General features: G+C 62.9%; 24 protein-coding genes. 14 read left to right on the top strand and 10 right to left on the bottom strand.

The features are described 5' to 3' along the window. Positions 1–71 precede the first annotated feature (71 nt). On the top strand, positions 72–2,744 hold the full coding sequence (acnA, locus tag ACX2DJ_RS04830; RefSeq protein WP_462571297.1) for an aconitate hydratase AcnA: 2,673 nt from the start codon (positions 72–74) through the stop codon (positions 2,742–2,744). Continuing rightward, positions 2,734–3,132 (top strand): rhodanese-like domain-containing protein, encoded by a 399-nt coding sequence (locus ACX2DJ_RS04825; protein ID WP_462571296.1) that lies wholly within the window; start codon positions 2,734–2,736, stop codon positions 3,130–3,132. The genes acnA and ACX2DJ_RS04825 overlap by 11 nt, the downstream gene beginning before the upstream one ends. Positions 3,133–3,517: 385 nt before the next feature. Here the strand turns inward: ACX2DJ_RS04825 and ruvB are convergent, their stop codons facing one another. Beyond that, a complete protein-coding gene (gene ruvB, locus ACX2DJ_RS04820) occupies positions 3,518–4,567 on the bottom strand; it encodes a Holliday junction branch migration DNA helicase RuvB (protein ID WP_462571295.1) in 1,050 nt (349 codons plus the stop codon). Next, positions 4,564–4,707: a hypothetical protein gene (locus tag ACX2DJ_RS04815; RefSeq protein ID WP_462571294.1), complete on the bottom strand. Its 144-nt coding sequence runs from the start codon at positions 4,705–4,707 to the stop codon at positions 4,564–4,566. The genes ruvB and ACX2DJ_RS04815 overlap by 4 nt, the downstream gene beginning before the upstream one ends. Before the next feature lie 137 nt (positions 4,708–4,844). Between ACX2DJ_RS04815 and ACX2DJ_RS04810 the strand changes: the two genes are divergently transcribed. Then, positions 4,845–5,162, top strand: a complete 318-nt coding sequence (locus ACX2DJ_RS04810; protein ID WP_462571293.1) for a GIY-YIG nuclease family protein — start codon at positions 4,845–4,847, stop codon at positions 5,160–5,162. 53 nt (positions 5,163–5,215) lie between these two features. Here ACX2DJ_RS04810 and ruvA read toward each other — a convergent pair whose 3' ends face one another. Beyond that, positions 5,216–5,818 (bottom strand): Holliday junction branch migration protein RuvA, encoded by a 603-nt coding sequence (gene ruvA / locus ACX2DJ_RS04805; protein WP_462571291.1) that lies wholly within the window; start codon positions 5,816–5,818, stop codon positions 5,216–5,218. Positions 5,819–6,185: 367 nt separating this feature from the next. Here ruvA and aroC point away from each other — a divergent pair, with 367 nt between their 5' ends. The 3 genes from aroC to ACX2DJ_RS04790 all read left to right on the top strand — a co-directional run bounded on the left by aroC (position 6,186) and on the right by ACX2DJ_RS04790 (position 10,388). Then, complete coding sequence (aroC, locus tag ACX2DJ_RS04800; RefSeq protein WP_462571290.1) at positions 6,186–7,268, top strand: chorismate synthase; 1,083 nt, start codon at positions 6,186–6,188, stop codon at positions 7,266–7,268. Between the two features lie 172 nt (positions 7,269–7,440). Then, complete coding sequence (gene katG, locus ACX2DJ_RS04795; protein ID WP_462571289.1) at positions 7,441–9,648, top strand: catalase/peroxidase HPI; 2,208 nt, start codon at positions 7,441–7,443, stop codon at positions 9,646–9,648. A 122-nt stretch (positions 9,649–9,770) separates the two neighbouring features. After that, positions 9,771–10,388 (top strand): Pr6Pr family membrane protein, encoded by a 618-nt coding sequence (locus ACX2DJ_RS04790; RefSeq protein ID WP_462571288.1) that lies wholly within the window; start codon positions 9,771–9,773, stop codon positions 10,386–10,388. On the opposite strand, the gene ACX2DJ_RS04785 is transcribed toward ACX2DJ_RS04790, so the two are convergent. Genes ACX2DJ_RS04785 through ACX2DJ_RS04775 form a run of 3 tightly spaced genes read right to left on the bottom strand, consistent with a single transcriptional unit; the run spans position 10,372 to position 12,789 of the window. Further along, positions 10,372–10,923, bottom strand: coding sequence for a Smr/MutS family protein (locus ACX2DJ_RS04785; RefSeq protein ID WP_462571286.1), 552 nt, complete (start codon positions 10,921–10,923; stop codon positions 10,372–10,374). The genes ACX2DJ_RS04790 and ACX2DJ_RS04785 overlap by 17 nt on opposite strands. Then, positions 10,920–12,089: a murein transglycosylase A gene (gene mltA, locus ACX2DJ_RS04780; protein WP_462571285.1), complete on the bottom strand. Its 1,170-nt coding sequence runs from the start codon at positions 12,087–12,089 to the stop codon at positions 10,920–10,922. Before mltA ends, ACX2DJ_RS04785 begins: the two co-directional genes overlap by 4 nt. 34 nt (positions 12,090–12,123) lie before the next feature. Next, positions 12,124–12,789: a Tim44/TimA family putative adaptor protein gene (locus ACX2DJ_RS04775; RefSeq protein WP_462571284.1), complete on the bottom strand. Its 666-nt coding sequence runs from the start codon at positions 12,787–12,789 to the stop codon at positions 12,124–12,126. Positions 12,790–13,040: 251 nt separating this feature from the next. On the opposite strand from ACX2DJ_RS04775, the gene secB reads away from it, so the two are divergent. The 4 genes from secB to ACX2DJ_RS04755 all read left to right on the top strand — a co-directional run bounded on the left by secB (position 13,041) and on the right by ACX2DJ_RS04755 (position 17,048). Further along, positions 13,041–13,568, top strand: a complete 528-nt coding sequence (gene secB / locus ACX2DJ_RS04770; RefSeq protein ID WP_462571283.1) for a protein-export chaperone SecB — start codon at positions 13,041–13,043, stop codon at positions 13,566–13,568. 31 nt (positions 13,569–13,599) lie between these two features. Next, positions 13,600–15,165 carry a murein biosynthesis integral membrane protein MurJ gene (gene murJ / locus ACX2DJ_RS04765; protein ID WP_462571282.1) on the top strand — a complete coding sequence of 522 codons (1,566 nt, stop codon included), beginning with the start codon at positions 13,600–13,602 and terminating at the stop codon, positions 15,163–15,165. Positions 15,166–15,187: 22 nt separating this feature from the next. Then, on the top strand, positions 15,188–16,213 hold the full coding sequence (gene trpS / locus ACX2DJ_RS04760) for a tryptophan--tRNA ligase (RefSeq protein ID WP_462571281.1): 1,026 nt from the start codon (positions 15,188–15,190) through the stop codon (positions 16,211–16,213). Positions 16,214–16,361: 148 nt separating this feature from the next. Next, complete coding sequence (locus ACX2DJ_RS04755; protein ID WP_462572553.1) at positions 16,362–17,048, top strand: DUF4136 domain-containing protein; 687 nt, start codon at positions 16,362–16,364, stop codon at positions 17,046–17,048. Positions 17,049–17,066: 18 nt separating this feature from the next. Here the strand turns inward: ACX2DJ_RS04755 and dut are convergent, their stop codons facing one another. Further along, complete coding sequence (gene dut / locus ACX2DJ_RS04750) at positions 17,067–17,528, bottom strand: dUTP diphosphatase (RefSeq protein ID WP_462571280.1); 462 nt, start codon at positions 17,526–17,528, stop codon at positions 17,067–17,069. Next, complete coding sequence (locus ACX2DJ_RS04745; RefSeq protein WP_462571279.1) at positions 17,521–19,242, bottom strand: bifunctional phosphopantothenoylcysteine decarboxylase/phosphopantothenate synthase; 1,722 nt, start codon at positions 19,240–19,242, stop codon at positions 17,521–17,523. Before ACX2DJ_RS04745 ends, dut begins: the two co-directional genes overlap by 8 nt. A 200-nt stretch (positions 19,243–19,442) precedes the next feature. On the opposite strand from ACX2DJ_RS04745, the gene ACX2DJ_RS04740 reads away from it, so the two are divergent. Then, positions 19,443–19,838 carry a DUF4345 family protein gene (locus tag ACX2DJ_RS04740; protein ID WP_462571278.1) on the top strand — a complete coding sequence of 132 codons (396 nt, stop codon included), beginning with the start codon at positions 19,443–19,445 and terminating at the stop codon, positions 19,836–19,838. Here ACX2DJ_RS04740 and ubiB read toward each other — a convergent pair. Further along, positions 19,835–21,394, bottom strand: a complete 1,560-nt coding sequence (ubiB, locus tag ACX2DJ_RS04735; protein WP_462571277.1) for a 2-polyprenylphenol 6-hydroxylase — start codon at positions 21,392–21,394, stop codon at positions 19,835–19,837. The two genes, ACX2DJ_RS04740 and ubiB, sit on opposite strands and share 4 nt — an antisense overlap. A 1-nt stretch (position 21,395) precedes the next feature. Beyond that, on the bottom strand, positions 21,396–22,127 hold the full coding sequence (locus ACX2DJ_RS04730; protein ID WP_462571275.1) for a class I SAM-dependent methyltransferase: 732 nt from the start codon (positions 22,125–22,127) through the stop codon (positions 21,396–21,398). Between the two features lie 100 nt (positions 22,128–22,227). Here ACX2DJ_RS04730 and mutM point away from each other — a divergent pair, with 100 nt between their 5' ends. The 3 genes from mutM (at position 22,228) to dnaA (ending at position 25,332) form a co-directional block, all read left to right on the top strand. Continuing rightward, positions 22,228–23,043 carry a bifunctional DNA-formamidopyrimidine glycosylase/DNA-(apurinic or apyrimidinic site) lyase gene (gene mutM, locus ACX2DJ_RS04725; RefSeq protein ID WP_462571274.1) on the top strand — a complete coding sequence of 272 codons (816 nt, stop codon included), beginning with the start codon at positions 22,228–22,230 and terminating at the stop codon, positions 23,041–23,043. Between the two features lie 128 nt (positions 23,044–23,171). After that, the gene (gene rpsT / locus ACX2DJ_RS04720) at positions 23,172–23,432 is read left to right on the top strand and encodes a 30S ribosomal protein S20 (protein WP_462572552.1); all 261 of its coding nucleotides are present in this window, start codon (positions 23,172–23,174) and stop codon (positions 23,430–23,432) included. A 433-nt stretch (positions 23,433–23,865) separates the two neighbouring features. Further along, entirely contained in the window at positions 23,866–25,332 is a 1,467-nt protein-coding gene (dnaA, locus tag ACX2DJ_RS04715) for a chromosomal replication initiator protein DnaA (RefSeq protein WP_462571273.1), read from the top strand.

Raw genomic sequence — 25,332 nt, 5'->3', positions numbered from 1 at the left:
CGCGGCAGAAATATCCGGCCCGCCGGCTCTCCAGGCGAGGCTGATCAAAATCTCTAAGAAAGGACGATCGCATGACCCAGATCGGCAAGGACACGCTCGCAACCCGCTCAACCCTGAAGGTAGGCGGGAAGGAATACGCCTATTACTCATTTGCCAAGGCTTCTGAGACGATCGGCGACATTTCGCGCCTGCCGATCTCGATGAAGGTGCTGCTGGAAAACATGCTGCGGTTCGAGGATGGCGGCTTTACCGTGGGTACAGACGATGTCCAGGCCATCGCCGACTGGCAGAAGAACCCCGTCACCGGCAGCGAGATCCAGTACCGCCCGGCGCGCGTGCTGTTGCAGGATTTCACCGGCGTGCCTTGCGTGGTTGACCTGGCCGCGATGCGCGATGCGATCGCCAAACTGGGTGGCGATACCGCCAAGATCAATCCGCTGGTGCCAGTCAACCTGGTTATCGACCATTCGGTGATGGTCGACGAATTCGGACACCCCAAGGCCTTCGCAAAGAACGTCGAGCTGGAATATGCCCGCAATGCCGAGCGTTACGACTTCCTCAAATGGGGCTCGAAGAGCTTCCAGAACTTCTCCGCTGTCCCCCCTGGTACCGGCATCTGCCACCAGGTGAACCTTGAGCACATCGGCAAGGGCGTGTGGTCGAGCGAAGACGAAAATGGCGAGCTCGTTGCCTATCCCGACACTTGCGTGGGCACTGACAGCCACACCACCATGATCAACGGCCTGGGTGTGCTGGGCTGGGGTGTGGGCGGCATCGAAGCCGAAGCCGCGATGCTGGGCCAGCCGGTATCGATGCTGATCCCCGAAGTCGCTGGCTTCCGGCTGGATGGCGCGCTGGGCGAAGGCGTGACCGCGACCGACCTCGTGCTCACCTGCGTGCAGATGCTGCGTGCGCATGGCGTAGTCGGCCGCTTCGTCGAATTCTACGGCCCGGGCGTGTCCAACCTCAGCCTGGCCGACCGCGCGACCATCGCCAATATGGCGCCCGAATATGGCGCAACCTGCGGCTTCTTCGGCGTGGACGATAAGACGCTTGATTACCTGCGCCTCACTGGCCGGAGCGAAGAGCAGATCGCGCTGGTCGAAGCCTATTCGAAGGAGCAGGGCATGTGGTTCGATCCGGCCAACGAGCCGGTCTTCTCCAGCACGCTGTCGCTCGACATGTCGGCAGTTGTGCCCTCGCTCGCCGGGCCCAAGCGCCCGCAGGACAAGGTCATCCTTCCCGAAGTGGACGAGCTGTTCAATTCTGACCTTTCCAAACTCTACGGCAAGTCCGCGCCCGCACGCGTGCCGGTCGAAGGCAAGGATCACGACATCGGCGATGGCGACGTTGTCATCGCCGCGATCACCAGCTGCACCAACACCTCGAATCCCGATGTGATGATTGCCGCCGGCCTGGTTGCCAAGAAGGCCAATGAGCGCGGCCTCAAGCCCAAGCCCTGGGTCAAGACCTCGCTCGCACCCGGATCGCAGGTAGTGACCGACTATCTCGTGAAGTCCGGCCTGCAGAACCATCTCGATGCGATCGGATTCGATCTGGTCGGCTATGGCTGCACCACCTGCATCGGCAATTCCGGCCCGCTCGCACCGCCCATCAGCAAGGCAATCAATGGCAATGACATTGTCGCCGCCTCGGTGCTGTCGGGCAACCGCAACTTCGAAGGCCGCGTGTCGCCCGACGTGCGCGCCAACTTCCTCGCTTCACCGCCGCTGGTGGTGGCCTATGCGCTTCTGGGCACGGTGACCGAAGACATCACCACCTCCCCGATCGGGCAGGACCAGCACGGCAATGACGTAATGCTGGCAGACATCTGGCCGTCGAACCTGGAGGTGGCCGACCTGCGCGCCAGCTCGATCGACCGCGAAATGTTCGAGAAACGCTATGCCGACGTCTACTTGGGCGACGAGCACTGGCAGGCGATCAAGGTCGAAGCCAGTGACACTTACCAATGGCGCCCTGGTTCGACCTATGTCGCCAACCCGCCCTATTTCGAGGGCATGGAAATGACCCCCGCCCCGGTGACCGATATCCGCGATGCCAGGCCGCTGGCGATCCTGGGTGACAGCGTAACCACCGATCACATCAGCCCCGCTGGTTCGATCAAGGAAGACAGCCCGGCCGGCAGCTATCTGATGGAAAACCAGGTTTCGAAGGCGGATTTCAACTCCTACGGATCGCGCCGCGGCAACCACGAAGTGATGATGCGCGGCACCTTTGCCAATATCCGTATCAAGAATGAAATGGTACCGGGCGTCGAAGGCGGCTTCACCAGCTACAATGGCGAGCAGATGGCCATTTACGACGCGGCGATGAAGCACAAGGCCGACGGCACCCCGCTGGTGGTGATCGGCGGCAAGGAGTACGGCACCGGTTCCAGCCGTGACTGGGCCGCCAAGGGCACTATCCTGCTGGGCGTTCGCGCGGTGATCGTCGAAAGCTTCGAGCGGATCCACCGATCGAACCTGGTTGGCATGGGCGTGCTCCCGCTGCAGTTCAAGAATGGCGACACGCGCGAGACGCTGGGCCTGACCGGCGATGACAGCTTCACCATCAAGGGCCTTGCCAGCATGACGCCGCAACAGGACGTCGAAGTGGAGGTGACCCGCGCCGATGACACCAGCTTCACCTTCACCGCGCAATCCCGGATCGATACCGCCAACGAGATGGAGTATTACCGCAATGGCGGCATCCTCCATTATGTGCTCAGGAAGCTTGCTGCCTAGGGCCGCAAGGCTGCTGCTGACGGCGCTGGCGGCGCTGGCGCTTGCCGCCTGCGCCGCGCCGGTCGATCCGTCCAAGGTTCAGGCGGTGGAGGCGGCCCAGCTTGCGGACGCGATCGATGCGGGCAAGGTTCGCCTGATCGACGTGCGCCGCGCCGACGAAGTGGCCGAGGGCATGATCGCGGGGGCCGAGCATATCCCCATCGGTGAGTTCGATCCGGCTATGCTTGATCTTTCGGACGGGCGCGAAGTCGTATTCTATTGCCATTCCGGCCGCCGCTCCGCGCGGGCGGCACAGCAGCTTTCAAACCGCATCGGCAAAAAGGTCAGACATCTTGAAGGCGGAATTGACGCATGGGAAGCCGCGGCGCTTCCCATAACCCGGCCCTGAGCGAGTAGGAAAGCGGCAAAAGAATGGGCGGCACCGCAATGCGCGAGCCGCCCTTTGACCAGGTTTAATCCCCATGTCGGAAGCAGGAGACTAAGCGCTTCCTCACAGGGCTTGCCTTAACCTGCTCCACGGGTCGCAGTGGAGCGGGCCAGTCACAAGAGGGTACCGGGCGGCTGCGGCGCCCCCCAAAATAGAGCCGCAGCCGCCCTGCGATTGGACCAGGCCAACCGGTTGATCCTGTTGGACCATGGCGGCCCGAGTCGCGGCAATGCAATTAACCATGTCTGGAACCCGATCGGCCCCTGAAACCTGCATAAATGCGCCAAGTCTGCACGCCCTGTCCCACCGCGGGACCGGCAGGACCGCAGGGATTAACCGATTCGCATCAACCCTCGTCCTCGAACAGGCCGCCTTGGGGCGCGGCCCTTGGCGGCTGCATTTCGAGATGTTCCCACCCGGCATCGTTGAGAACCCGCCCGCGCGCCGTGCGGGCAAGCAGGCCAAGCTGGATCAGGTAAGGTTCGATCACGTCTTCAACGGTGTCGCGCGGTTCAGCGAGCCCCGCCGCCAGCGTCTCTACCCCCACCGGGCCGCCTTTGTAGGTCGTGGCGATCATCGCGAGATAGCGCCGGTCCATCGCATCTAGGCCCAGCCGGTCGATCTCCAGCCGGATCAGCGCATCATCGGCGATCGCGCGGGTGACCGTGCCCCCCTGAGAACCACCGACGCCCGCGACGTGCGCGAAATCGCGCACCCGGCGCAGCAGACGCCCTGCAACGCGCGGGGTGCCGCGGCTGCGCCGCGCAATCTCGCGCGCGCCCTGCGCATCGATGTCGAGGCCCAAGAGGCGCGCCCCGCGCGATACCACCAGCTCAAGCTCGGCATGGGTGTAGAAATTGAGCCGCACCGGAATGCCGAAGCGGTCGCGCAAAGGCGTGGTCAGCAGCCCCTGCCGCGTGGTGGCACCGATCAGCGTGAACGGCGGCAGGTCGATCCGCACGCTGCGCGCCGATGGCCCCTCGCCGATGATAAGGTCGAGCGCACGGTCCTCCATTGCAGGATAGAGAATTTCCTCCACCACCGGATTGAGGCGGTGGATCTCGTCGATGAACAGCACGTCATGCGGTTCGAGATTGGTGAGGAGGGCCGCAAGGTCGCCCGCCTTGGCGATCACCGGGCCGCTGGTGGCGCGAAAGCCTACGCCCAGTTCCTTCGCCACGATCTGCGCCAGCGTGGTCTTGCCCAGGCCCGGCGGGCCGAAGAACAGCGTGTGGTCCATCGCCTCTGCCCGCGAACGGGCGCTCTCGATGAACACGCGCAGGTTGTCGCGCGCCGCCTCCTGCCCGATGAATTCGCCGAGCGACTTGGGCCGCAGCGCCGCATCGGGATCGTCGGGTTGGCGGTCAGCCGCATGGAGGGGAACGGGATCGGTCATTGGTATCTGCAGTTTTCGCGCTGGTAGTCCCACGCACCGCCAGCGTCGAGGCATGTATCGATGTCGAGCCAATCATCAAGCCATGAACCGGCGAACATTCCAGCCACAAACACGGCAAGCACAGTGATTGCACGCTTCATGTAACATTCTCCCGCTCAGCACGGTGCTGACCGATAGATGCTGAAACGAGTTCAGCATGACGATTAGAGCTGGATTTCATAGTCTTCTCGTCGCCCTGAACTTGTTTCAGGGTCCATTTTCCCGCAGGCTCTGAGCCATGACATTCGAGCGTAATCCCTGCGTCTATATCCTCGCCAGCAAACCCTATGGCACCCTCTATATCGGCGTCACCAGCGGTCTGATCACGCGACTGTGGCAGCACCGGAATGGCGAAATCGAGGGCTTCACAAGCCGTCACGGCGTCCACCGTCTCACCCGCTTCGAAATGTTTGGCGACATGGAAAGCGCCATCGCACGCGAAAAGCAGCTCAAACGCTGGCACCGGCAGTGGAAGATCAATCTCATCGAGAGCGAGAACCCCGATTGGCACGACCTTGCGGTGGGGCTTGGCCTGCCGCCGCTCGATCCACGCTGAAGGCGGAATGGACCCTGAAACAAGTTCAGGGTGACGGAAGGAGGCAACTCCCATCACCCTGCCGCCTTCTTCAATGCCACGCGGATGAGGTCGGCTTCGCTGGCATCCTCGCCCAGTTCGCCCTGTGCGCGCGCGACTGCCTGCGCCGCCACGCCCGGCTTGAAGCCCAGGTTTTCCAGCGCGGAAACCGCATCGGCGCTAGCGCCGCCAACCGGCGCCGCGACTGCGCCTACCGCTCCGCCGCCGCCCGGCAGCACGCCCGCCCGATCCTTCAATTCGTTGACGATGCGCGCAGCGAGTTTCGGCCCCACGCCTTGCGCACGCGCGACCATTGCCGCATCGCCGCCCGCACAGGCATCGCGCAGTTCGCCCGTCGACAGCGCCGAAAGAACGCTGAGCGCCATCTTGCTCCCCACTCCCTGCACGCTGGTGAGCAAGCGAAACCAGTCACGCTCTGCGCTATCTGCAAAACCCAGCAGGCGCATGTCGTTCTCGGAAACCTGAAGATCGGTATAGACCGTGCAGGCCTCTCCCTGCTCGCCAAGCGCGCAGAGCGTCCTGGCCGAACAATGGACGAGGTAACCCACGCCCTGCACGTCGATCACCGCCCAGTCGGTGCCGGTTTCATCGAGCAGGCCCCGAAGTTTCGCAATCATATGGCGCGCTTTGCGATCATGTTCTGTTCTTGGCGTAACGACCGACGAATTTCCAGTGGATCGGTAGAGTTATCGTCATTGCGAATGAAGTGAAGCAATCCAGGGCCGGACGATGGATTGCCGCGCAGCCTTGCGGCTGCTCGCAATGACGAGGGGTGAGAGCCAAATCCACGAGAGCAAATCCCGCGGGATGGAACACATGGAACACGGTCCAATAGATAAAAAACAGGCAGGCGCATCCGCCGTGGGAACACGGGGCAGGCCGGGCGCGAGATGTGGGGCATTGCGCAATCCTGCCACACCGGTTCGAAGTAGGAAATTCATCCCCCGCTCGACACGAACGGAGTAATCGCTATGAAACGGCGCCATGAGCTGGAACACATTCGGACGCGTGCTGCGCTTTACAACCTGGGGCGAAAGCCACGGCCCGGCGCTGGGCGCGGTGCTGGATGGTTGCCCGCCGCGCATTGCGCTGTCCGAAAGCGACATCCAGCCATTCCTCGATGCGCGCAGGCCGGGGCAGAGCCGCTTCACCACGCAGCGGCAAGAGGCTGACCTGGTGCGCATCCTGTCCGGTGTGTTCGAAGGGCAGACCACCGGCACCCCGATTTCGCTGATGATCGAGAACACCGATCAACGCAGCAAGGATTATTCGGAGATCGCCAAGGCCTATCGCCCCGGCCATGCGGATTACGCGTATGACGCGAAATACGGCATCCGCGACTATCGCGGCGGCGGCCGTTCCTCGGCTCGTGAAACCGCTGCTAGGGTGGCGGCGGGCGCGGTGGCGCGGCTGATCGTGCCCGAAGTGTCCATCATGGCCTATGTCTGCGAGCTGGGCGGCGATGCGATCGACCGCAAAGCGATCGACTTCGATGAAATCGGCAACAATGCCTTCTTCTGCCCCGATCCGGCAGCAGCGCGGCGCTGGGAGGAGAAAGTCGACGCCGCGCGCAAGGCTGGCTCGTCGCTTGGCGCGGTGGTCGAATGTGTGGCCGAGGGCGTTCCCGCGGGCTGGGGCGCGCCGGTCTATGCCAAGCTCGACAGCGATCTGGCTGCCGCGATGATGAGCATCAATGCGGTCAAGGGAGTCGAGATCGGTGACGGCTTCGCCGCTGCGCGATTGACGGGCGAGGAAAATGCCGATCCGATGCGACCCCCTGAACCGGGCAGCAACGACGGCAAGCCGCGCTTCACCGCCAATCATGCCGGCGGCACGGCGGGCGGGATCTCGACCGGTCAGCCTGTGGTGTGCCGGGTGGCATTCAAGCCCACCAGTTCGATCCTCACCCCGGTTGAAACGATCACGTCAGACGGTGAAGCTACCGAAATCCGCACCAAGGGACGGCATGATCCGTGCGTGGGCATTCGCGGCACCCCGGTGGTCGCGGCGATGATGGCGCTGGTGCTGGCGGACCACAAGCTGCTGCACCGGGCGCAGACAGGGTAGCGACAGCGCGGCAGAAGCGCGCTCTGGCCTTTGCAATTGCGCCTGGCTGAAATCGCTTCATTCGATCAATCAGCGCATTTTAATCGATTGGACAGTTCACGCCCAGAAGCGCATCCTGCGGTTATAAAGCTCGGCTATCGTCCGAGTCCCCTAGCAAGAGGAGAAATTCCAGATGGACGCGAAGACCGGAGAAATGAGCGGCGGCTGTCCCTTCAGTGGTGATGGCGTGGTTCGATCGCTGCTGGGCCGCACCAACAAGGATTGGTGGCCCGACCAGCTGCAACTCGAAATCCTGACCCAATCGGGCAAGAACCCTGACCCGATGGGCGATGACTTCGATTATTGCGAAGCCTTCAACGCGCTCGACTACAAGGCGCTGAAGGCTGACCTGACCGCGCTGATGACCGACAGCCAGGACTGGTGGCCAGCGGACTATGGCCATTACGGCCCCTTCTTCATCCGCATGGCGTGGCACGCGGCAGGCACCTATCGCACTGGTGACGGGCGCGGCGGCGCGGGCAGCGGGCAGCAGCGGTTTGCTCCGCTCAACAGCTGGCCCGACAATGGCAATCTCGACAAGGCACGGCGCCTGCTGTGGCCGATCAAGCAGAAATACGGCAAGCACATCAGCTGGGCCGATCTGTTCATCCTCACCGGCAATGTCGCCATCGAATCGATGGGCGGCCCGGTGTTCGGTTTCGGCGGCGGCCGCAAGGACGTGTTCGAGCCGGAGACGGTGTATTGGGGCACCGAAGAACAATGGGTCAACGAAGGCGTTGCCACCCGCATCCTGCCCGATGAAGGCAAGGCGCTGGAAAACCCGTTGGCGGCGATCCAGATGGGCCTGATATACGTCAATCCCGAAGGGCCGGGCGGCAACCCGCACGATCCCGAGGGCATGGCGCGCGACATCCGCGAAACCTTTGCCCGCATGGCGATGAACGACGAGGAGACGGTTGCGCTTACCGCCGGGGGCCACGCGTTTGGTAAGGCCCACGGCGCCCACCCGGCAGATACGTTCGGCGGCGCTCCGGAAAGCGAAGCGCTGGAATTGCAGGGCTTTGGCTGGCTCAACGATCCCGAGGAAATCGCCAAGGGCAACATCACCACTTCGGGCATCGAAGGGGCATGGTCGAACAACCCCACCCAGTGGGGTGGCGATTACTTCCGCCTGCTGTTCAAATATGAATACGAGCTGGTGAAATCGCCCGCGGGCGCGTTTCAGTGGCAGCCGATCGGGCAGTCGGAAGAGGACATGGCGCCCGATGCGCGTGATCCTTCGAAGAAGGTCCCGACCATGATGACCACGGCGGATATGGCGCTGAAGCGCGATCCGGAATACCGCAAGATTTCCGAACGCTTCCGCGATGATCAGGCCGCGCTTGACGATGCCTTTGCCCGCGCCTGGTTCAAGCTGTGCCACCGCGACATGGGCCCCAAGGTCCGTTACCTCGGCCCCGAAGTGCCGACGGAAGACCTGATCTGGCAGGATCCGGTCCCGGCTGGCAGCAAGCCTTCGGACAGCGCTGTCGCGCAATTCAAATCGGCAGTTCTGGCAAGCGGGCTCACCGTCAGCGAACTGGTCAAGGCAGCCTGGGCTTCAGCCTCGACCTATCGCAATTCGGACCATCGCGGCGGTGCCAATGGCGCCCGTGTCCGCCTTGCCCCGCAGAAGGACTGGAAGGCCAACGATCCGGACGAGCTGGCCAAGGTGCTGGCCAAGCTCGACGAGTTGCGCGGCGATATCTCGATGGCCGATGCGATCGTGCTGGCGGGCGCGGCTGCTGTCGAAAAGGCGGCGAAGGATGGCGGCCATTCGATCAGCGTCGATGTGACCACCGGGCGCGGCGATACCAGCCAGGAGCAGACCGATGCCGAAAGCTTCGAGCCGCTTGAACCTTTCGCCGATGGCTTCCGCAATTACCTGCGCACCAAGGCAAGCGTGAAGACCGAGGACATGCTGGTCGACAGGGCGCACCTGCTGGGCCTGTCGATCCCGGAAATGACGGCGCTGGTGGGCGGCATGCGGGCGCTGGGCGCCATCAGCGGCAATACCGGCCACGGCGTCCTGACCAATCGGGTTGGCACCTTGTCGAACGACTTCTTCGTCAACCTGCTCGACATGGGCACCAAGTGGCAAGCGGCGGAAGGCTCGGGCGATGAGGAATTCATCGGCCGCGATCGCAAGAGCGGCGCGGAAAAATGGCGCGCCACCCGCACCGACCTGGTGTTCGGTTCGAACTCGCAGCTGCGTGCAGTGGCGGAAACCTATGCCGAAGCCGGCGGCGAGGAACGCCTGGTGCGCGATTTCGCCAGGGCCTGGACCAAGGTGATGGATGCTGACCGCTTCGACATCACCCACGCCAAGTACCATAGCTGAGCGGCATCTGACCCTCGTGGCCCGACGCCCTCAAGGGGCCGCAAAAGAGCCCCCGGCCATCCGGCCGGGGGTTTTGCGTTGGCAGCTAGGCACAGGTGGCGCTTGCGACTAGAGCGCAGGAAATGAACCAGTCTCTCTCACGCACTGCCCGCCTTATTGCCGCAGCCACCGGGATGCTCGCATTGGCCAGCCTTGCACTGCAGACCACCATCAATCTCGAGAGTGATGGTTCGCCGCTGGTGTCTTTCGCGCTGCTGCTAAGGTTCTTCACCATCTGGAGCAATCTTGCGGCCGGACTGATCCTGCTGTGGGTCGCAGCCGGAAAGGGCATCAGCGAGCGGGTGCCGTTCGTACTGGCGACCGCGCTTGGCGTGGTGGCCCTGGTCTATCACGCACTCCTCGCAGCCGATCATGATCCGGTCGGGCTCGACTGGTGGACCAATCTCGCCTTCCATACTGTGGTCCCGGCAGCCACTATCTTCTGGTGGATCGCCTGGTCCGACCGGGCGCAGCTGACCTGGCGCTCGCTGCCATTGGTGACGCCGGCACCGGTCGCCTACACCATTTTCGCGCTGCTCTATGGCGCGGCAAGCGGCTTCTATCCCTATTTCTTCCTCGATTTGCCAAGTGTCGGATGGCTGCAATTGCTGTTCAACATCACAGGGTTGGCGCTGTTCTTTGTGGCGATGGGCGCAATCCTGCTGGGCCTGAGGCGACTGTTGCCTAGCGCGCGCGTTTGAGCACCAGGTAGATTGCGCCTTCGCCGCCATGGCGGATATGCGCCTTGCGCACCGCAGAGATCGCACCGGAATGGCGGCTGGCGGCCAGCCAGTCGAGCAGCTTCGCCCGGATCGCGCCGCGGCGATGCTGGCGGTCTGCAGGATCGACCGGCCGCTCGCGGCCCGCGATCAGCAGCACCACGCGCGCGTCCATCGTGCGCGCCTGGTCGAGCCCCGCCATCAGCCTGTCATAGGCAGTTTCGAGCGTGTGACCGTGCAGGTCGAGCGTGAAATCGGGCTGGACCATGCCGACCTTGAACCGGCGATCCCAATGCGAGTCGAGCCCGGGCGACGCAGGTGGCGCGTGGCGCACCGCAATCGCTGGCTTTGCCGCAGGCATCACGGGTTTGGGGGTGGGGCGCAGCAGCGTGTCGCCATGCGGTGCTGCATTGTTTGGCACCTTGGGCCGCTTGCGCCCCTCCAGCGGGGTCACGCTGGCGGCCAGTTTCGCCCAGGCTGCTTGTTCTTCGGCAGAAAGGCCGCGCGGGACAGTCATGGTTCGCCCACGAGCCGTTCGGCGGAAGGTTTGGGCAGCAGCACCAGCGCACTGCCCGATGCGCTCATCCCGCCTGCAATTTCGCGGGCATCATCGCCCGCGCCCCAGAATGTATCGAAGCGGTTGGCGCCCTTGATCGCGCCGCCGGTGTCCTGCGCGATCCACAACCCGTCGGCCTCGTCGCGCTCCATGTCGAGCCAAACCGGCGCCCCCAGCGGCACGAAGCGCGGGTCCGCTGCGACCGAGCTTTCGCGCCGCACCGGCACTTCGAGCGCGCCCAGCGGCCCGTCTCCTTCAAGTTCGCGGAAGAACACCCAGCTGGGGTTCATCCGCATGACCTCTTGCCCTTCTGCCGGGTTGTCGCGCAGCCAGGCCACAATCCCCTGCATTGACAGCGGATATTGCCCCGGTCCCTCGCCCAGATAGCCGCGCTCGCGCAGCACTCGCCCGATCGCGACATATTCGTGGCCGTTCTGCCCGGCATAGCCGATGCGAATGACATGGCCATCGGGCGTCCTCAGCCGGCCCGAACCCTGGATCTGGAGGAAAAAGAATTCAACCTGATCGGCTGCCCATGCAAGTTCGAGCCCGCGCCCGGCCAGCGCACCATCGTCGATTTCGCCGCGGGTGTAATAGGGGATGAAGGCGCCGCTGGCGTCATATCGGCCAAGCGGCGGGCGGCCGCTGCGCTCAGCCTCGGGGACATCTGCTGGCCATGCCCGAACAAGCTCGGGCGGCATGGAATAAACTGGCACTTCGCAGCCCGGCTGGCGGATGCGGCATCCGGCAATCTCGGGCTCGAAATAACCGGTCGCAAAGGCCGCGCCGTCAGCCACGCGAACCGCACTGAAGAAGCTTTCGAAAAAACCGCGCGCATTGCCATAGGTCCAGCCAGGCGCGGCGTCACAAGCGGCCTGCCAGTCGCTCGCCCGGGTCAAACCGCTCTGGTCATCACGCGCGAGCAGTTTGGGGCAGGATTCGGCAAAGCTAGCCAGCGCAGCTGCGGCATCGACCTCTTCCATACCCAGTGCGGCCAGCTCAGCCCCGGCGGTCACCCCGGCCATCAGCGCGCTGGTTGGCGGCGGGGGCGAGCTCACGCGGGCGCAAGCCGCCAGCGCCAGCACAGCCACAACAACCGACGCGGATCTCGATCTGCGCCGGTTCATGGCGGTTCTCCTCAATAGGAATGCGGCGAGGCGCTCAGCCCTCGTCGGTCTCGTCAAGCAACCAGTCAGGTGCCGCCGACGTGACATCGCGCGAGAAGGTCCAGACATCGCGGCTTTCCACCGCATCGTCGAGCGATCCGGCGATGACATTGCCTTCCTTGTCGCGCGTGACCGCAGCGATATCCGACACGAACAGCACCGCAACACGCGCCATTCGCCCGTCAAGCACAGCCGAATGTATGCGGGTGTCCTCTATCCGGATCAACTTGTTGTCGAGCGTCTGCCCGGCCGCTTCCCGCGCGTCGATCGCGCCGCTGAAACCGGCGTAGACATCGTCATCGCACAGTTCCTTCAGCGTCTCGCGATCACCGTTCCAGAAGGCTTCCAGCACCATCTCATAAGCGCCCCTTGCACCCGCGAGAAAGGCGGTGATATCAAATCGCGGGTCAGCCGCGGCAATCTCGCGCACGCCCCGCTCAACCGCAGGCACCAGGCCATCAAGCCGGTTTTGTGGAGCAATCTGGACAACCGTCTGTGCGGCAGGTTTCGGGGCGGCGGCCTGGGCACGATCCTCATCACCTGCCCCGAAGCGATGCGGGATCGACTCTTCTTCATGTTCGGCACGCTGGCCAAGCACGGAATAGAGCCTGAGGCCAAGGAAGGCCGCAATCATGGCGAGAATGACAATTTCAACAATCACTTGATCTATCCAGCGGTTGGCAAGCGCGGAACAGCCGCGCCTTCTTTTGCCCCTTTGACGACAGATAGGACTTTAGAGGCCCCTCGACAACGCCGGATCGGGAGATTCGGTCCCTTTTTTCTGATGCCATGGTATAGTCGCATCGGTTGCGGGAACCGCGCTTGGATGCTAGGCGGCGCGCCAAACCACCACGCAGGTGGCATCCCGATCGTATATTCCTCACAAACAAACACGTGAAAGAGCACCGAACAATGGCCGACGAAGGCGATATCCTGACCGATCTCAATCCAACCCCACCGCAGGGCAATGGCGCAGATACACTGCCGTCCGCCGGAATTATCACGCAATATGTCAAAGATCTTTCGGTTGAGAATCCCAATGCGCCCGAGGTGTTCCAGTGGAAGGAACAACCGCAGATCGACTTGCAGTTCAACATCGGCGCAAACAAGATCAGCGATGAAGTGACCGAGGTCGAGCTCAAGGTGAATGTCACCGCCAAGTCATCGCAGGGCAACGCCTACCTGGTCGAGCTGGCTTATTGCGGACTTATCGGCATCCGTAATGTGCCCGAGGACCAGGCGCATGCCTTCCTTTTTGCCGAAGCGCCGCGCCTGCTGTTCCCTTTCGCCCGCGCAGTTGTGGCCGACGCAGTACGTGATGCCGGGTTCCAGCCATTGATGATCGACCCGATCGATTTCAACGGGCTCTACATCCAGCAGCTGCAAGCCAAGCGCGAGCAGGAAGCGGCGGCTGCCGAATCGCCCGCCAGCGAGGCCTGAGCGAGCCTTGGCTTGATCGGGCAGTTCTGACATGAGCCTGGTCAAGAACGTGGGAACGATCGGCGGGCTGACGGCCGTCAGCCGCGTGTTCGGCTTTGTCCGCGACATCATGCTGGCTCGCGTAATGGGCGCGGGCGGCGTGGCCGACGCCTGGCAGCTTGCCTTCCAGCTACCCAACCTGTTCCGCAGACTTTTCGCCGAAGGTGCCTTTGCCAGTGCCTTCGTGCCGCTATTCAACCGTCACATGGCCGAAGGCGAAAGCGAGGCGCGCCGCTTTGCCAGCGAAGTGCTGGCAATCCTGCTTCCGATACTGGTGCTGTTCGGTGCACTGATGATGGTGGCCATGCCGTGGGTGCTGTGGCTGTTCGCGAATGCCCAGCTGCGTGCAGACCCTGGAACCTACGCGCAGGCGGTCATGATGGCGCAGATTGCCTTCCCCTATCTGCTGTTCATGAGCCTCGCCACGCTGACTGCGGCGGTTCTCAACTCGCTGTCGCGCTTTGCCGCAGCGGCAGCAGCTCCGATCCTGCTCAATATCTGCCTGCTGGTGGCACTGTTCTGGGGGGCGGCCCAGCCGGGCGGTGAGGCGACACGCCAGCAGGTAGGCCTTTTCCTGGCGGTTGCAGTCTCGGTTAGCGGGCTGCTCCAGCTCGCCTGGCTCGGCTACTGGATGCGCCGGGCGGGCTTTTCGATCCCGCTGCGCCGCCCGCGCCTCACCCGGCAGGTGAAGGAAATGTTCGTCCTGATCGTGCCCGCCGTGTTCGGCGCCGGCGTTTACCAGATCAGCCGCTTCATCGATCTGGCCTTCATCCGCGTGCTGCCCGATGGCAGCCTGACCTATATGGCCATGGCCGACCGCTGGAACCAGTTGCCGCTGGGAATCATCGGGATTGCGCTGGGCACCGCTATACTGCCCGCGCTGAGCCGCTTCATCGCGCGTGAGGAGGGCGAGGAAGCGCAGCGCCTGCAATCCAACGCGATCGAACTGTCGATGCTGCTCACCGTGCCTGCCGCCGTGGCGCTGTTCGTGACCGGGAGCGCCTTCGTGCGGGTGTTCATGCAGGCCGGAGCATTCACGCCTGAAGATGCCGCGATCACGGGGATGCTGGTTTCCGGCCTGGTCATTGGCCTGCCGGCCTATGTGCTGGTCAAGGTGCTGACGCCCAATTTCTTCGCCCGCAAGGATACCCGCACCCCGGTCATCACCGCCGCGATCAGCCTGACGGTTGCGGTGGCGCTCAATCTCTATTTCGTGCCGCGCATCGGCGTACTTTCGCTCGCCGTGGCGGGCGCAGCGGGGGCCTGGGTCAATACCGCACTGCTTTATGGCATATTGGTGCGGCGCGGGTTTTTCCGTTTGACCGCACGCGTCACGGGCCGGCTGGCGCGCATCACTCTTGCCGCCCTGCCGATGGGTGCGGCGCTGTGGCTGGCGATGATCTATGGCGACCCCTATTTCAGCGGCTCGACAATCGAACGCGGGCTGTCGATCATGGCGCTGATGCTTATCGGCATCGCCACTTATGCGATTTTCGCCGTGTTGCTTGGGGTGCTCGACAAGGCGGCGGTCCAGCGCCTAATGCGCCGCCAGGCCTAAATACCATTTCAGAGAATATTCCATGCGCGTTGTTTCCGGCATCCAGCCCACCGGCAAGCCCCACCTCGGCAATTACCTCGGTGCGATCCGCAATTACGTGAAGCTGCAGGACGATGCCGTGGCAGCAGGCGGCGAGTGCCTGATCTTCATTGCCGATCTGCACGCCATTTCGATGCAGCATGATCCGCGGGAACTGCATTCCTCCACCCTTGAGCTGGTTGCCACGCTGGTCGCCTGCGGTCTCGATACCGACAAGGCGATCCTGTTCAACCAGGCGCAGGTGCCCGCGCATGCCGAACTGCAATGGTTGCTAGGCGGCACGGCGCGGATGGGCTGGCTGAACCGGATGACGCAGTGGAAGGACAAGGCGGGCAAGAACCGTGAAGGAGCCTCGGTTGCACTCTTCGCCTATCCGGTGCTGCAAGCCGCGGACGTGCTGCTGTACCAGGCGACGCATGTGCCGGTAGGTGAGGACCAGAAGCAGCACCTGGAGCTGGCACGCGACATCGCGCAGAAATTCAACAATGATTTCGCTTCCGATGAGGCGCCCGTGTTCACCCTGCCCGATCCGATCATCCCGCCTGAAGCGGCACGGATCATGAGCCTGCGCGATGGCAGCGCCAAGATGAGCAAATCCGATCCCAGCGACATGAGCCGCATCAATCTGGCTGACGATGCCGACGAGATCATGAAGAAGGTCAAGAAGGCCAAAACCGATCCTGAACCGCTGCCGAGCGAGGTCAAGGGGCTGGAAGGGCGGCCCGAAGCATTGAACCTGGTCGGGATCTATGGCGCGCTTTCAGGCCAAGGCACGGATGCCGTGCTGAGTGAATTCGGCGGGCAGGGATTCGGCGTGTTCAAGCCCGCCCTGGGCGAATTGCTGGTCGAAACTCTGGCGCCGATCGGCGCACGATTTCGAGAGCTCAAGGATGACCGCGAAACGCTCGACGCGATTCTGGCACGCGGCGCGGCGTGCGCCCGCGAGCTGGGCACCCCCACTCTCGATGCCGCCTACAAGGCGCTGGGGCTGGTGCGCGCACGCGGCTGAGGGGGAGGGTAGAATTGCACGGGGCAAATGCATTCAATTCCCGTTCACCCCTTTTGGTTTACTTCGCAGCACTTAAATGACAGCTTGCGTCGTCGAGGCGCAGCAATATGAGCGTCCTTTCGGCGCAAACCAGATTGAAGGTGGCGATATGACCAAGACAAGCCGTTTCAGCGCCCGCGCGCTCAGGATTGCGTCCGTGCCCATCTTGCTGGCAGGGCTGGCGGCCTGCGCTTCACCCGGCTTCAAAGCCGATGTGTCGCGCTTCCAGGCAACATTGCCCGCACCCGCAGGCGAGACTTTTGCCGTAGTGGCAGACGATCCGGCGCTTGCCGGTGGGCTCGAATTCGCGCTCTATGCCGATATGGTCGAAGCCCAGATGGAACGGCTGGGCTATACCCAGTCCAATCCAGAAAATGCCGGCCTGCTTGTGCGCTTTGACTATGGCGTCGACAACGGCCGCGAAAAGGTGCGCTCGACCGGGGCGGGTGCGTATGATCCGTTCTGGAGCCCGTGGTATCGCGGCTATTACCGCAGCGGGTTCCATCGCCCATACGGCGCCTGGGGTTATGGCTTCTACGATCCGTGGTTCGGCGGTCCGGATGTACGCAGCTACACCGTCTATACCAGCGGGATCGACTTGAAGATCGACGATACGGGAACTGGCGAACGGCTGTTCGAAGGCAAGGCGCAGGCGGTCTCTTCCTCGAACCGCCTGCAATATCTTGTGCCCAATCTGGTCGAGGCGATGTTCGTCGATTTCCCCGGAAATTCGGGCGAGACACTGCGGATTACGATCAAGCCCGAAGAGAACAAGGTCCGCCGGCTCGATAACTGATCAACTGCCGGTAGACGATCAGACCAGCTTCACGTGCCCACCGGTTGAGCCAAAGCCGCCGGTGCCGCGCGCGGTTTCGCTCAGTTCCTCGACTTCGTCCCAGGCCGCCTGAATAACCGGCGCCAGCACCAGCTGCGCCACGCGGTCTCCGCGTGCAATCGGGAACGGTTCGGGGCCATGGTTGATCAGGATGATTTTGAGCTCGCCGCGATAATCGCTGTCGATCGTGCCCGGCGTGTTGGGTACGGTGATGCCGTGTTTCAGCGCAAGGCCGCTGCGCGGACGAACCTGGATCTCGTAACCCTGAGGGATCGCCAGCGCCAGCCCGGTCGCCACGGCATACCGCGCACCAGGGGCAAGCGTGACGGTTTCGGCGGAAACCACGTCCATCCCGGCTGCCCCGTCGGTGGCGTAACGCGGCAATTCCAGACCCACGCCATTGGGCAGGCGTTTGACCTGCACCGCAACCTGATCAGCCATTGGCTTCCTTTTCTGCCAGCGCCTCTGCCATCCGCTGCACCAGCGCCAACGCCACTTCGAGCTTGGGCATTTCTTCCAGGCTCTCGACGCCCGCATCATTGATGATGTGCACCCGGTTGGTGTCCCCGCCCATCACGCTCTCGCCCTTGGGGCCAGAAACATCATTGGCAATGATCCAGTCAGCCGCCTTGCGCTTGCGCTTCTTCTTGGCGTTGTCGATCACATCCTCGGTCTCGGCGGCAAAGCCGATCACCAGCTTGGGCCGGTCAGTTGCTGCTGCGACGTTGGTGAGAATATCGGGGTTCTCGGTCAGCACCAGCGCAGGCGGAGCAGAGCCCCGCTTTTTCATCTTTTCGGGTTTGAAATCCTTGGGGCGCCAGTCAGCGACCGCAGCCACCATCACCGCGACATCTGCCGGCATGGCCTGCTTGACCGCCTCCGACATCTGCATCGCGCTTTCGACATCGACCCGCTTAACCCCTTCGGGCGTCTTGAGCGAGACCGGACCGGACACCAGTGTGACCTTGGCTCCCAGCGCAGCGGCGGCTGCGGCAATGGTAAAGCCCTGTTTGCCAGAGGACCGGTTGGCAATGTAGCGGACCGGATCGATCGCTTCCCATGTCGGCCCGGCGGTGACCAGCACATGCTTGCCTTTGAGCGGGCGATGCCCGGCTGCGACCTTAAATTCACCGCCGCCCAGCGCGTCTTCCTCGGCGGCCTCGACATCTCTGGCTTCAGGTGCCGGTGCGGGCATTTCGCCTTCCAAGGGTTCAGGCTCTGCGGCCCCCTCCTTGACGGTATGGTTCATCGCTTCGGGATCGGTTGGCGGGGCGGAACTTGCCCCGCCCTTCTTGGCCAGAATCGGGCCGCCTTCAACCGGCAACTCGCCTTCGCCCGCCTCTTCGCCTGCGGGCAAAGCCTCATCATTCTCGGCTTCGGCCGCCAGCATCGCGGCTTCCTCTTCGGCAAGGAATTCAGCCTCGATATCCTCGGCAGTGCGCTTGGCAGTCGAGCGCGGGATGATCGAAGCCAGCAATCCGCCCAGCCCGCCGCCCTTGGGCGCAACCTCAGGCTCGATCGCTTCAACGACATCTTCTGATTCGGCTTCTTCGTCCGGCCCAATTGCCGGAGCGGCGACCGGCGCGGCCCGCACAGGCACTTCAACTTCGATTCCGAAGCGGCCCGCAATTTCGGCCCAGATCACTTCCGGCTCTGGCAGGCGGCCATAGCCGAATTCTCCGCAGGCCATCGCGCCCTGATCCGGATCTAGCACTGTCACGCCCGCTTCCCGCAGCCAGGCAAGATTGCGCTGCGTCGCGTCATGTTCCCACATGCGCACGTTCATCGCCGGGACCGCGATCACCGGTTTATCGGTCGCCAGGATCAGCGTGGTGGCCAGATCATCGGCAATCCCCGCCGCCATCTTGGCCATCAGGTCAGCCGTTGCCGGGCACACCACCACCAGGTCCGCCTCCCGGCTGAGCTGGATATGGCCCATCTCGGCTTCGTTCTTGAGATCCCACAAGGTGGTATGGACCTGGTTCTCGCTCAGCGCTGCCAGCGCCATGGGTGTGACGAACTGCTGGCCGCCTGCGGTCAGCACGCAAGTGACATCGCCCCCACCCTTGCGGATGAGGCGGACCAGCTCGCACGATTTATAGGCAGCGATACCGCCGCCCACGACGAGCAGAATTTTCGGTCCAGCACCGCTCACGAGCGAATTCCCGTGTCAGCGCCCAGCGACACACTCATAATTGCGTTGAGCTCCCCCTTGGTTGATCCGCGTCACGCTTAGCCGCACAGCCAGCCCCAGCCAACCCTGCAAGGCCAACCCTGCGACATAGTGGTTAAGTTTTACCTAGCGCTTTCCTAACATGCAGCTAACATCGCTGCGAGGTCTGAGGGGATATTTCCATGATTTTGGTGTTACGCGCGCTGCTTTTCGTTGGCGGTCTGTTCTTCGTAGCGATGGGAATTGGCTTCCTGCTGACCCCGGTCGGCTCGGCAGCCGGCTTCGGCCTTGCCCCGCAGGGCGTAATGGGCCTGGCCACGATCAGGGCCGATATGACCGCGTTTTTCGTGGTCGCTGGCGGATGTCTGATCTGGGGCGGCTGGTCGCGCAAGGGCGATCCCTTGCTGGTTTCAGCCGCGCTGATGGCAATCGCGCTGATCGGGCGGATCGTGACGCTGATGACCGACGGCCCCTATCAGGGGTTCTGGCAGCCGATGCTGATCGAAGCGGTCATCGTGGTCATCGCGCTGATCGGCAGCCGCATGTTGCCGCACCATGCTTTCGAAGGCGAAGACTAGCCGATCCAGCCCAGCGCCAGGGCGCCGTAGAGCGCCGCTGCGCCCAGCGCCGCAGCAAGCAAATAGCCTGGCCAGCTGCGCTGTTTTCCTGTGCCAGGGCCAACGATCAGTTCGACGTCAGGCAATGGCGGCGGTTCGGGCGCGCCGCCCCTGGGCGGGAATTTCTCTTCCAGCCGCCGGACAAGTCCAGGCAGGTGCAGCAAGGTCGAAACATTCTCCCGAATCGCATCGGCCAAGGCCGCCTCGGGGCCCAACTCGTCACGCACCCAGCTGCGCACATAGGGCGCAGACGTGTCCCACATGTTGATCTGGGGGTTGAGCTGGGTCGCAATGCCTTCGACCATCACCATGGTCTTCTGTAACAGCAGCAAATGCGGCTGGGTCTGCATGTCGAAATCGCGGGTGATCGCAAACAAGCCGTCGAGCATCTGGCCCACGCTGAGTTCGCTCACCGGTTTGCCGCGCATCGGCTCGCCCACGGCTCGCAGCGCGGTCGCGAATTCATCGACCGAGTGATAGCTCGGCACATATTGCGCCTCGAAATGGATTTCCGCCACGCGGCGGTAATTGCCGGTGGTGAGGCCATAGAGGATTTCTGCCAGCCACACCCGCGCACGCCGATCGATCCGCCCCATAATGCCGAAATCGATCGCTGCGATCGTGCCATCATCCTCCACGAACAGATTGCCCTGGTGCATATCGGCGTGGAAATAACCGCCCGAGATCGCTTGCGTCAGGAAAGCGAGCACCAGCCGATTGGCCAGTTCGGGCAGGTCATGTCCCTTGGCCCTGAGCTCGTCGACCTTGCTGATCTTGATTCCGTCGACCCATTCGATCGTCATCACCCGGCCATTGGTTCGATCCCAGTCGACCTCCGGAATGCGGTAGCCGGCAAAACCCTTCATCGAATCTGCCAGTTCAGAGGCCGATGCCGCCTCGCGCCGCAAGTCCAGCTCGCGATTGGTCCAGCGCTTGAAATTGGCGATGGTCAGCCGCGGGCGGAGCCGGCGTGCCTCGTCGCTGCCCAGCGCCTCAAGATGCGCAGCGGCCCATTCATAGGTGCCAATGTCGCTCGCAAAGCGTTCGCGGATGCCGGGCCGCAGCACCTTCACCGCCACCTGGCGCCCGTCGCTCGTCACCGCGCGGTGGACCTGCGCGATCGAGGCTGCACCAACCGGAACCGGATCGATATGCTGGAACAGTTCGCTCAGTGGCTTGTCGAAAGTCGCGGTAATCGATGCCTCGATCTCGGCAAAGGGCACCGGCGGCAGGCTATCCTGCAAGGTCAGCAGATTGTGCGCGGCCTCAACCCCGACCAGATCTGGCCGCGTTGCCAGCGTCTGGCCCAGCTTGATCGCGGCAGGGCCGATATCCGTGAACGCACCGGCATAATCGGGAACCGCTGGCTGGAAAGTGCCCAGTCGGGCGATACGCGCCAGCCGCTTGACCGGTAGCGGGGTGTTGGGATCGCGTTCGATCCCGCGCAGCGCACCATGCCGCGCCAGCGTACGGCCCCATTTGAGCAGCCGCCAGATATGCGTGGCCGGACGTGGCAACCTAAATCTTCCAACCCGAATGGATCGCGACCAGCCCGCCCATGATCGGTTCGACCCGCGTGTTCACAAAGCCTGCCTCGCGGATCATCCGTTCAAAGCTCGGCATATCGGGAAAGCGGCGGATCGATTCTATCAGGTAGCGATAGGAATCCTCGTCATCGGCAATCGCCTTGCCGATCGCGGGCACCAGCCTGTGCGAATAAACGTCATAGATTTCCTTGAAGCCGGGCCATTCGGTGGTCGAGAATTCGAGGCAGAAAAAGCGCCCGCCGGGCCTCAGCACCCGGTGCGCCTCGCGCAGCGCCTTGGGAATATCGGTGACGTTCCTGATCCCGAAAGCAATGGTGTAGGCATCAAAGGTGTTTGACGGGTATGTGAGCGTTTCAGCATTCTGGCATGACCATGACAGGCCATCTATCCCGCGTTCCATGGCGCGCTCGATCCCTACATCGAGCATGTCCTGGTTGATGTCAGCCACCACCACTTCGGCCCCACGCGCTGCCAGGCGGAAGGCGATGTCGCCCGTGCCGCCGGCCATATCCAGGATCGCCTCATGCGGCTGCGGCTTTACCCGGCGCACGAAACGATCCTTCCACAGCCGGTGCATCCCGCCCGACATGGCATCGTTCATCACGTCATATTTGCGCGCGACATTGGAAAACACCGCGCCCACGCGGCGGGTCTTTTCTTCGGGGGCTACATCTTCATAGCCAAAGGAAACTTTATCCGTCATCGCGAGGCGCCTTAGGATGAATTGCGGGCGTGGCAAAGGGTGTTAAAGGAACGTCCTTGTTGGGCTGAGCGCCAGCCGGTTCCGTCAATCAGAAGAAACCATGCCAGAACTTCCAGAAGTTGAGACAACGGTTCGCGGGCTCGCGCGGTTCCTTGACGGGGAACGGATCACCCGCGTGCGCGTAAACCGGGCCGATTTGCGCCGCCCCTTCCCGCCCGATCTGGTGCAGGTGCTCACCGGCGCGCAAGTGACGGGGCTGGGGCGCCGCGCCAAATATGGCCTGATCCACACCGACCGCGACCAGACCATGGTGTTCCATCTGGGTATGAGTGGGAGGTGGCGGATCGATCCCGCCGATGCGGACCGGCATGACCATCTGGTGCTTGAAACCGCGCACAACCGCTTTGCGCTATGCGATCCGCGCCGGTTCGGCTCGGTCGATCTGGTCGAGACTGGCGAACTCGACTGCTGGGCGCCCTTTGCCGCGCTGGGGCCGGAGCCGCTGGGTGATGAATTCAGCGCGACCTATCTCAAATCCGCGCTCATCGGGCGCAAGCAGGCAATCAAGCTGTGCCTGCTCGACCAACGCATCGTCGCCGGGCTCGGCAATATCTATGTCTGCGAGGCGCTGTGGCGTGCGGGCATCCACCCACGCAAGGCAGGCGGCAAGGTCACGCGTCCGCAGCTTGAACGGCTGGTGCCCGCGATCCGCCTAGTGCTCGAGCAATCGATCCGCGACGGCGGTTCCACCCTGCGTGACTATGCCGCGCCCGATGGCGCGCTGGGCTATTTCGCTTGCTCGTTCGATGTTTATGGCCGAGAAGGCGAAGCCTGCCACCGTGATGATGGGGGAGTAATCCGTCGCTTCGCGCAGGGCGGGCGCAGCAGCTGGTTTTGCGCGACGTGCCAGAGGTGAGCCTTTCCTTGACGATTTGGCGAGTCGCGACTATGTGGCGCGCTTTGCGGCGAGGAATCGCCGTTTTTCGTGCAACCTAAATAGTGATTTATCCGGCCGCACAGGGCGGTCGAGAGACAAGGACAGACATGGCCAATACGCCGCAAGCCAAAAAGCGCATCCGCCGCAACAACCGCCGCGCCGAAATCAACGGTGCACGCATGAGCCGCATTCGCAGCTTCGTGAAAAGGGTCGAAGCCGCATGCGAAACCGGTGACAAGGCCGCCGCTGCTGACGCGCTCAAGGCTGCGCAGCCTGAACTCGCTCGCGGCGTGGCCCGCGGCGTGCTCCACAAGAACACCGTTGCCCGCAAGATGTCGCGCCTGACGAAGCGAGTCGCTTCGCTCTGATTCGCGTTTCAGCGGCTTCGCGCCGCTGCCGCATGGCGCACTCCAGCACATAAGGGCCGGCCCTGTTTGGGCGCGGCCCTTTTGTTTTATCCCTGAAGCATAGGGTTCGGCACGAAACCCTAGGTTTTCCCGCGATTCGCATTGGCTTGAGTGGTATTTTGAAGCCAATTCAATCACTTCAACGCAAGTCTGCGGGTTTAAGGCGAGTCAATCAAAATATTTCTGATTTTTTACACCCATCCCCCTTGCGTGAAATAAAAAGGCGTAGATAAAACGTTGGTGCTTGGGGCGGGACAGTCCGGGTTTTTACAAGCTGAAGCGATGGGGGGAAGCGCGGAATCACGATTTCGCGCGGTGGCGAAGCTTTGCCTATCGTTGGTTCGAATAAATCACTCCGGCGCGTGACCGGGGTCGAGATAGGATTTTTTGGGGAATGGTCCAGAATCATGACAAGGCGCGAGCAGCAAAGCGGGCAATCGACGAAGATCTGATGGAAGACGCCGAAGCCGTAAATCTCGCCGCCGACTGGGCCGATATCAGCCAGGGCCTGCGCAAGGATCTGGGCCACCAGCTCCACAGCCAGTGGATCAAACCGATTCAGCTTGGCGGTATCTGCAAGGATTCCGGCACCCTGGATCTGTATCTGCCAACCGAATTTTCCGCCAATTGGGTCAACGACCGGTTCCATGACCGGCTGCAGCTGGCCTGGAAGATCATGCGCAGCGAAGTGCGCAAGGTGCGCATCTCGGTCCATCCGGGACGCCGCCAACTGCCTGAACTGATGCTCGGCAGTGGTCGCCGCCCGGCCAATGACGGCGGCGATGGCAGCGCGATAACGGTAGCCGCCGGCACGATCGGGGATGCAGGCTTCACCAGTTCGGTGGGGCTTGACCCCTCGCTTACCTTTGCCGCCTTTGTAACCGGCGAAGCCAATGTGCTTGCCAAAAACGCGGCAGAGCGCATGGCAGCCACCGAACAGCCACAGTTTTCGCCGCTCTACCTCAAGGCGGCAACCGGCCAGGGCAAGACCCACCTGCTCCACGCGATCGGCCATACCTATCTTTCGGCGCATCCGCGTGCACGCATCTTCTACTGCAGCGCAGAACGTTTCATGGTCGAATTCGTCCAGGCGCTCAAAGCCAACCAGATGATCGAATTCAAGGCCCGTTTGCGCAGTTTCGATTTGCTGCTGGTCGATGACATCCAGTTCATCATTGGCAAGGCGAGCGCGCAGGAAGAGCTGCTTTACACGATTGACGCGCTGCTGGCCGAAGGCAAGCGGCTGGTGTTCGCCGCCGACCGCGCGCCGCAAGCGCTCGACGGGGTCGAGCCGCGCCTGCTCAGCCGGTTGTCGATGGGGCTGGTGGCTGACATCCAGCCCGCCGACATCGAACTGCGTCGGTCGATCCTCGAATCGAAGCTGACTCGCTTTGCCCCGCTCGATGTGCCCGATGATGTGATCGATTTCCTTGCCCGCACGATTACCCGCAATGTGCGCGAGCTGGTGGGCGGTCTCAACAAGCTGATCGCTTATGCCCAGCTGACCGGGCAAGAGGTTTCGCTTCAGCTCGCTGAAGAGCAGCTGACCGATATTCTCTCGGCCAACCGCCGCCGGATCACGATTGACGAGATCCAGCGCACCGTGTGCCAATTCTACCGGATTGATCGCAGCGAAATGTCGTCAAAACGCCGCGCGCGCGCCGTGGTGCGCCCGCGTCAGGTGGCGATGTATCTGGCCAAGGTGCTGACCCCGCGCAGCTACCCTGAAATCGGGCGCAAGTTTGGCGGGCGGGACCACTCGACAGTTATCCACGCCGTGCGGCTGATCGAAGATCTCAGAAAACGCGATGCCGATATGGACGGCGATGTGCGCAGCCTGCTGCGGCAGCTGGAAAGTTAA

The sequence above is a fragment of the Altererythrobacter chaiwopuensis genome, from assembly GCF_054957755.1.
Note: the sequence above shows the minus strand (reverse complement) of the source record. Positions and strands in the feature narration are given on the sequence as shown.

Bases quoted from the DNA above. Each gene is read 5' to 3' on its own strand.
- acnA (WP_462571297.1), top strand. From the start codon at position 72: ATGACCCAGATCGGCAAGGACACGCTCGCAACCCGCTCAACCCTGAAG.
- dut (WP_462571280.1), bottom strand. From the start codon at position 17,528: ATGGCTGATCAGGTTGCGGTGCAGGTCAAACGCCTGCCCAATGGCGTG.
- trpS (WP_462571281.1), top strand. From the start codon at position 15,188: ATGCGCGTTGTTTCCGGCATCCAGCCCACCGGCAAGCCCCACCTCGGC.
- ACX2DJ_RS04740 (WP_462571278.1), top strand. From the start codon at position 19,443: ATGATTTTGGTGTTACGCGCGCTGCTTTTCGTTGGCGGTCTGTTCTTC.
- ACX2DJ_RS04785 (WP_462571286.1), bottom strand. From the start codon at position 10,923: ATGACTGTCCCGCGCGGCCTTTCTGCCGAAGAACAAGCAGCCTGGGCG.
- ACX2DJ_RS04730 (WP_462571275.1), bottom strand. From the start codon at position 22,127: ATGACGGATAAAGTTTCCTTTGGCTATGAAGATGTAGCCCCCGAAGAA.
- ruvA (WP_462571291.1), bottom strand. From the start codon at position 5,818: ATGATTGCGAAACTTCGGGGCCTGCTCGATGAAACCGGCACCGACTGG.
- murJ (WP_462571282.1), top strand. From the start codon at position 13,600: ATGAGCCTGGTCAAGAACGTGGGAACGATCGGCGGGCTGACGGCCGTC.
- ACX2DJ_RS04755 (WP_462572553.1), top strand. From the start codon at position 16,362: ATGACCAAGACAAGCCGTTTCAGCGCCCGCGCGCTCAGGATTGCGTCC.
- dnaA (WP_462571273.1), top strand. From the start codon at position 23,866: ATGGTCCAGAATCATGACAAGGCGCGAGCAGCAAAGCGGGCAATCGAC.
- mltA (WP_462571285.1), bottom strand. From the start codon at position 12,089: ATGAACCGGCGCAGATCGAGATCCGCGTCGGTTGTTGTGGCTGTGCTG.
- ACX2DJ_RS04815 (WP_462571294.1), bottom strand. From the start codon at position 4,707: ATGAAGCGTGCAATCACTGTGCTTGCCGTGTTTGTGGCTGGAATGTTC.
- katG (WP_462571289.1), top strand. From the start codon at position 7,441: ATGGACGCGAAGACCGGAGAAATGAGCGGCGGCTGTCCCTTCAGTGGT.
- ruvB (WP_462571295.1), bottom strand. From the start codon at position 4,567: ATGACCGATCCCGTTCCCCTCCATGCGGCTGACCGCCAACCCGACGAT.
- aroC (WP_462571290.1), top strand. From the start codon at position 6,186: ATGAGCTGGAACACATTCGGACGCGTGCTGCGCTTTACAACCTGGGGC.
- ACX2DJ_RS04790 (WP_462571288.1), top strand. From the start codon at position 9,771: ATGAACCAGTCTCTCTCACGCACTGCCCGCCTTATTGCCGCAGCCACC.
- secB (WP_462571283.1), top strand. From the start codon at position 13,041: ATGGCCGACGAAGGCGATATCCTGACCGATCTCAATCCAACCCCACCG.
- ACX2DJ_RS04810 (WP_462571293.1), top strand. From the start codon at position 4,845: ATGACATTCGAGCGTAATCCCTGCGTCTATATCCTCGCCAGCAAACCC.
- rpsT (WP_462572552.1), top strand. From the start codon at position 23,172: ATGGCCAATACGCCGCAAGCCAAAAAGCGCATCCGCCGCAACAACCGC.
- mutM (WP_462571274.1), top strand. From the start codon at position 22,228: ATGCCAGAACTTCCAGAAGTTGAGACAACGGTTCGCGGGCTCGCGCGG.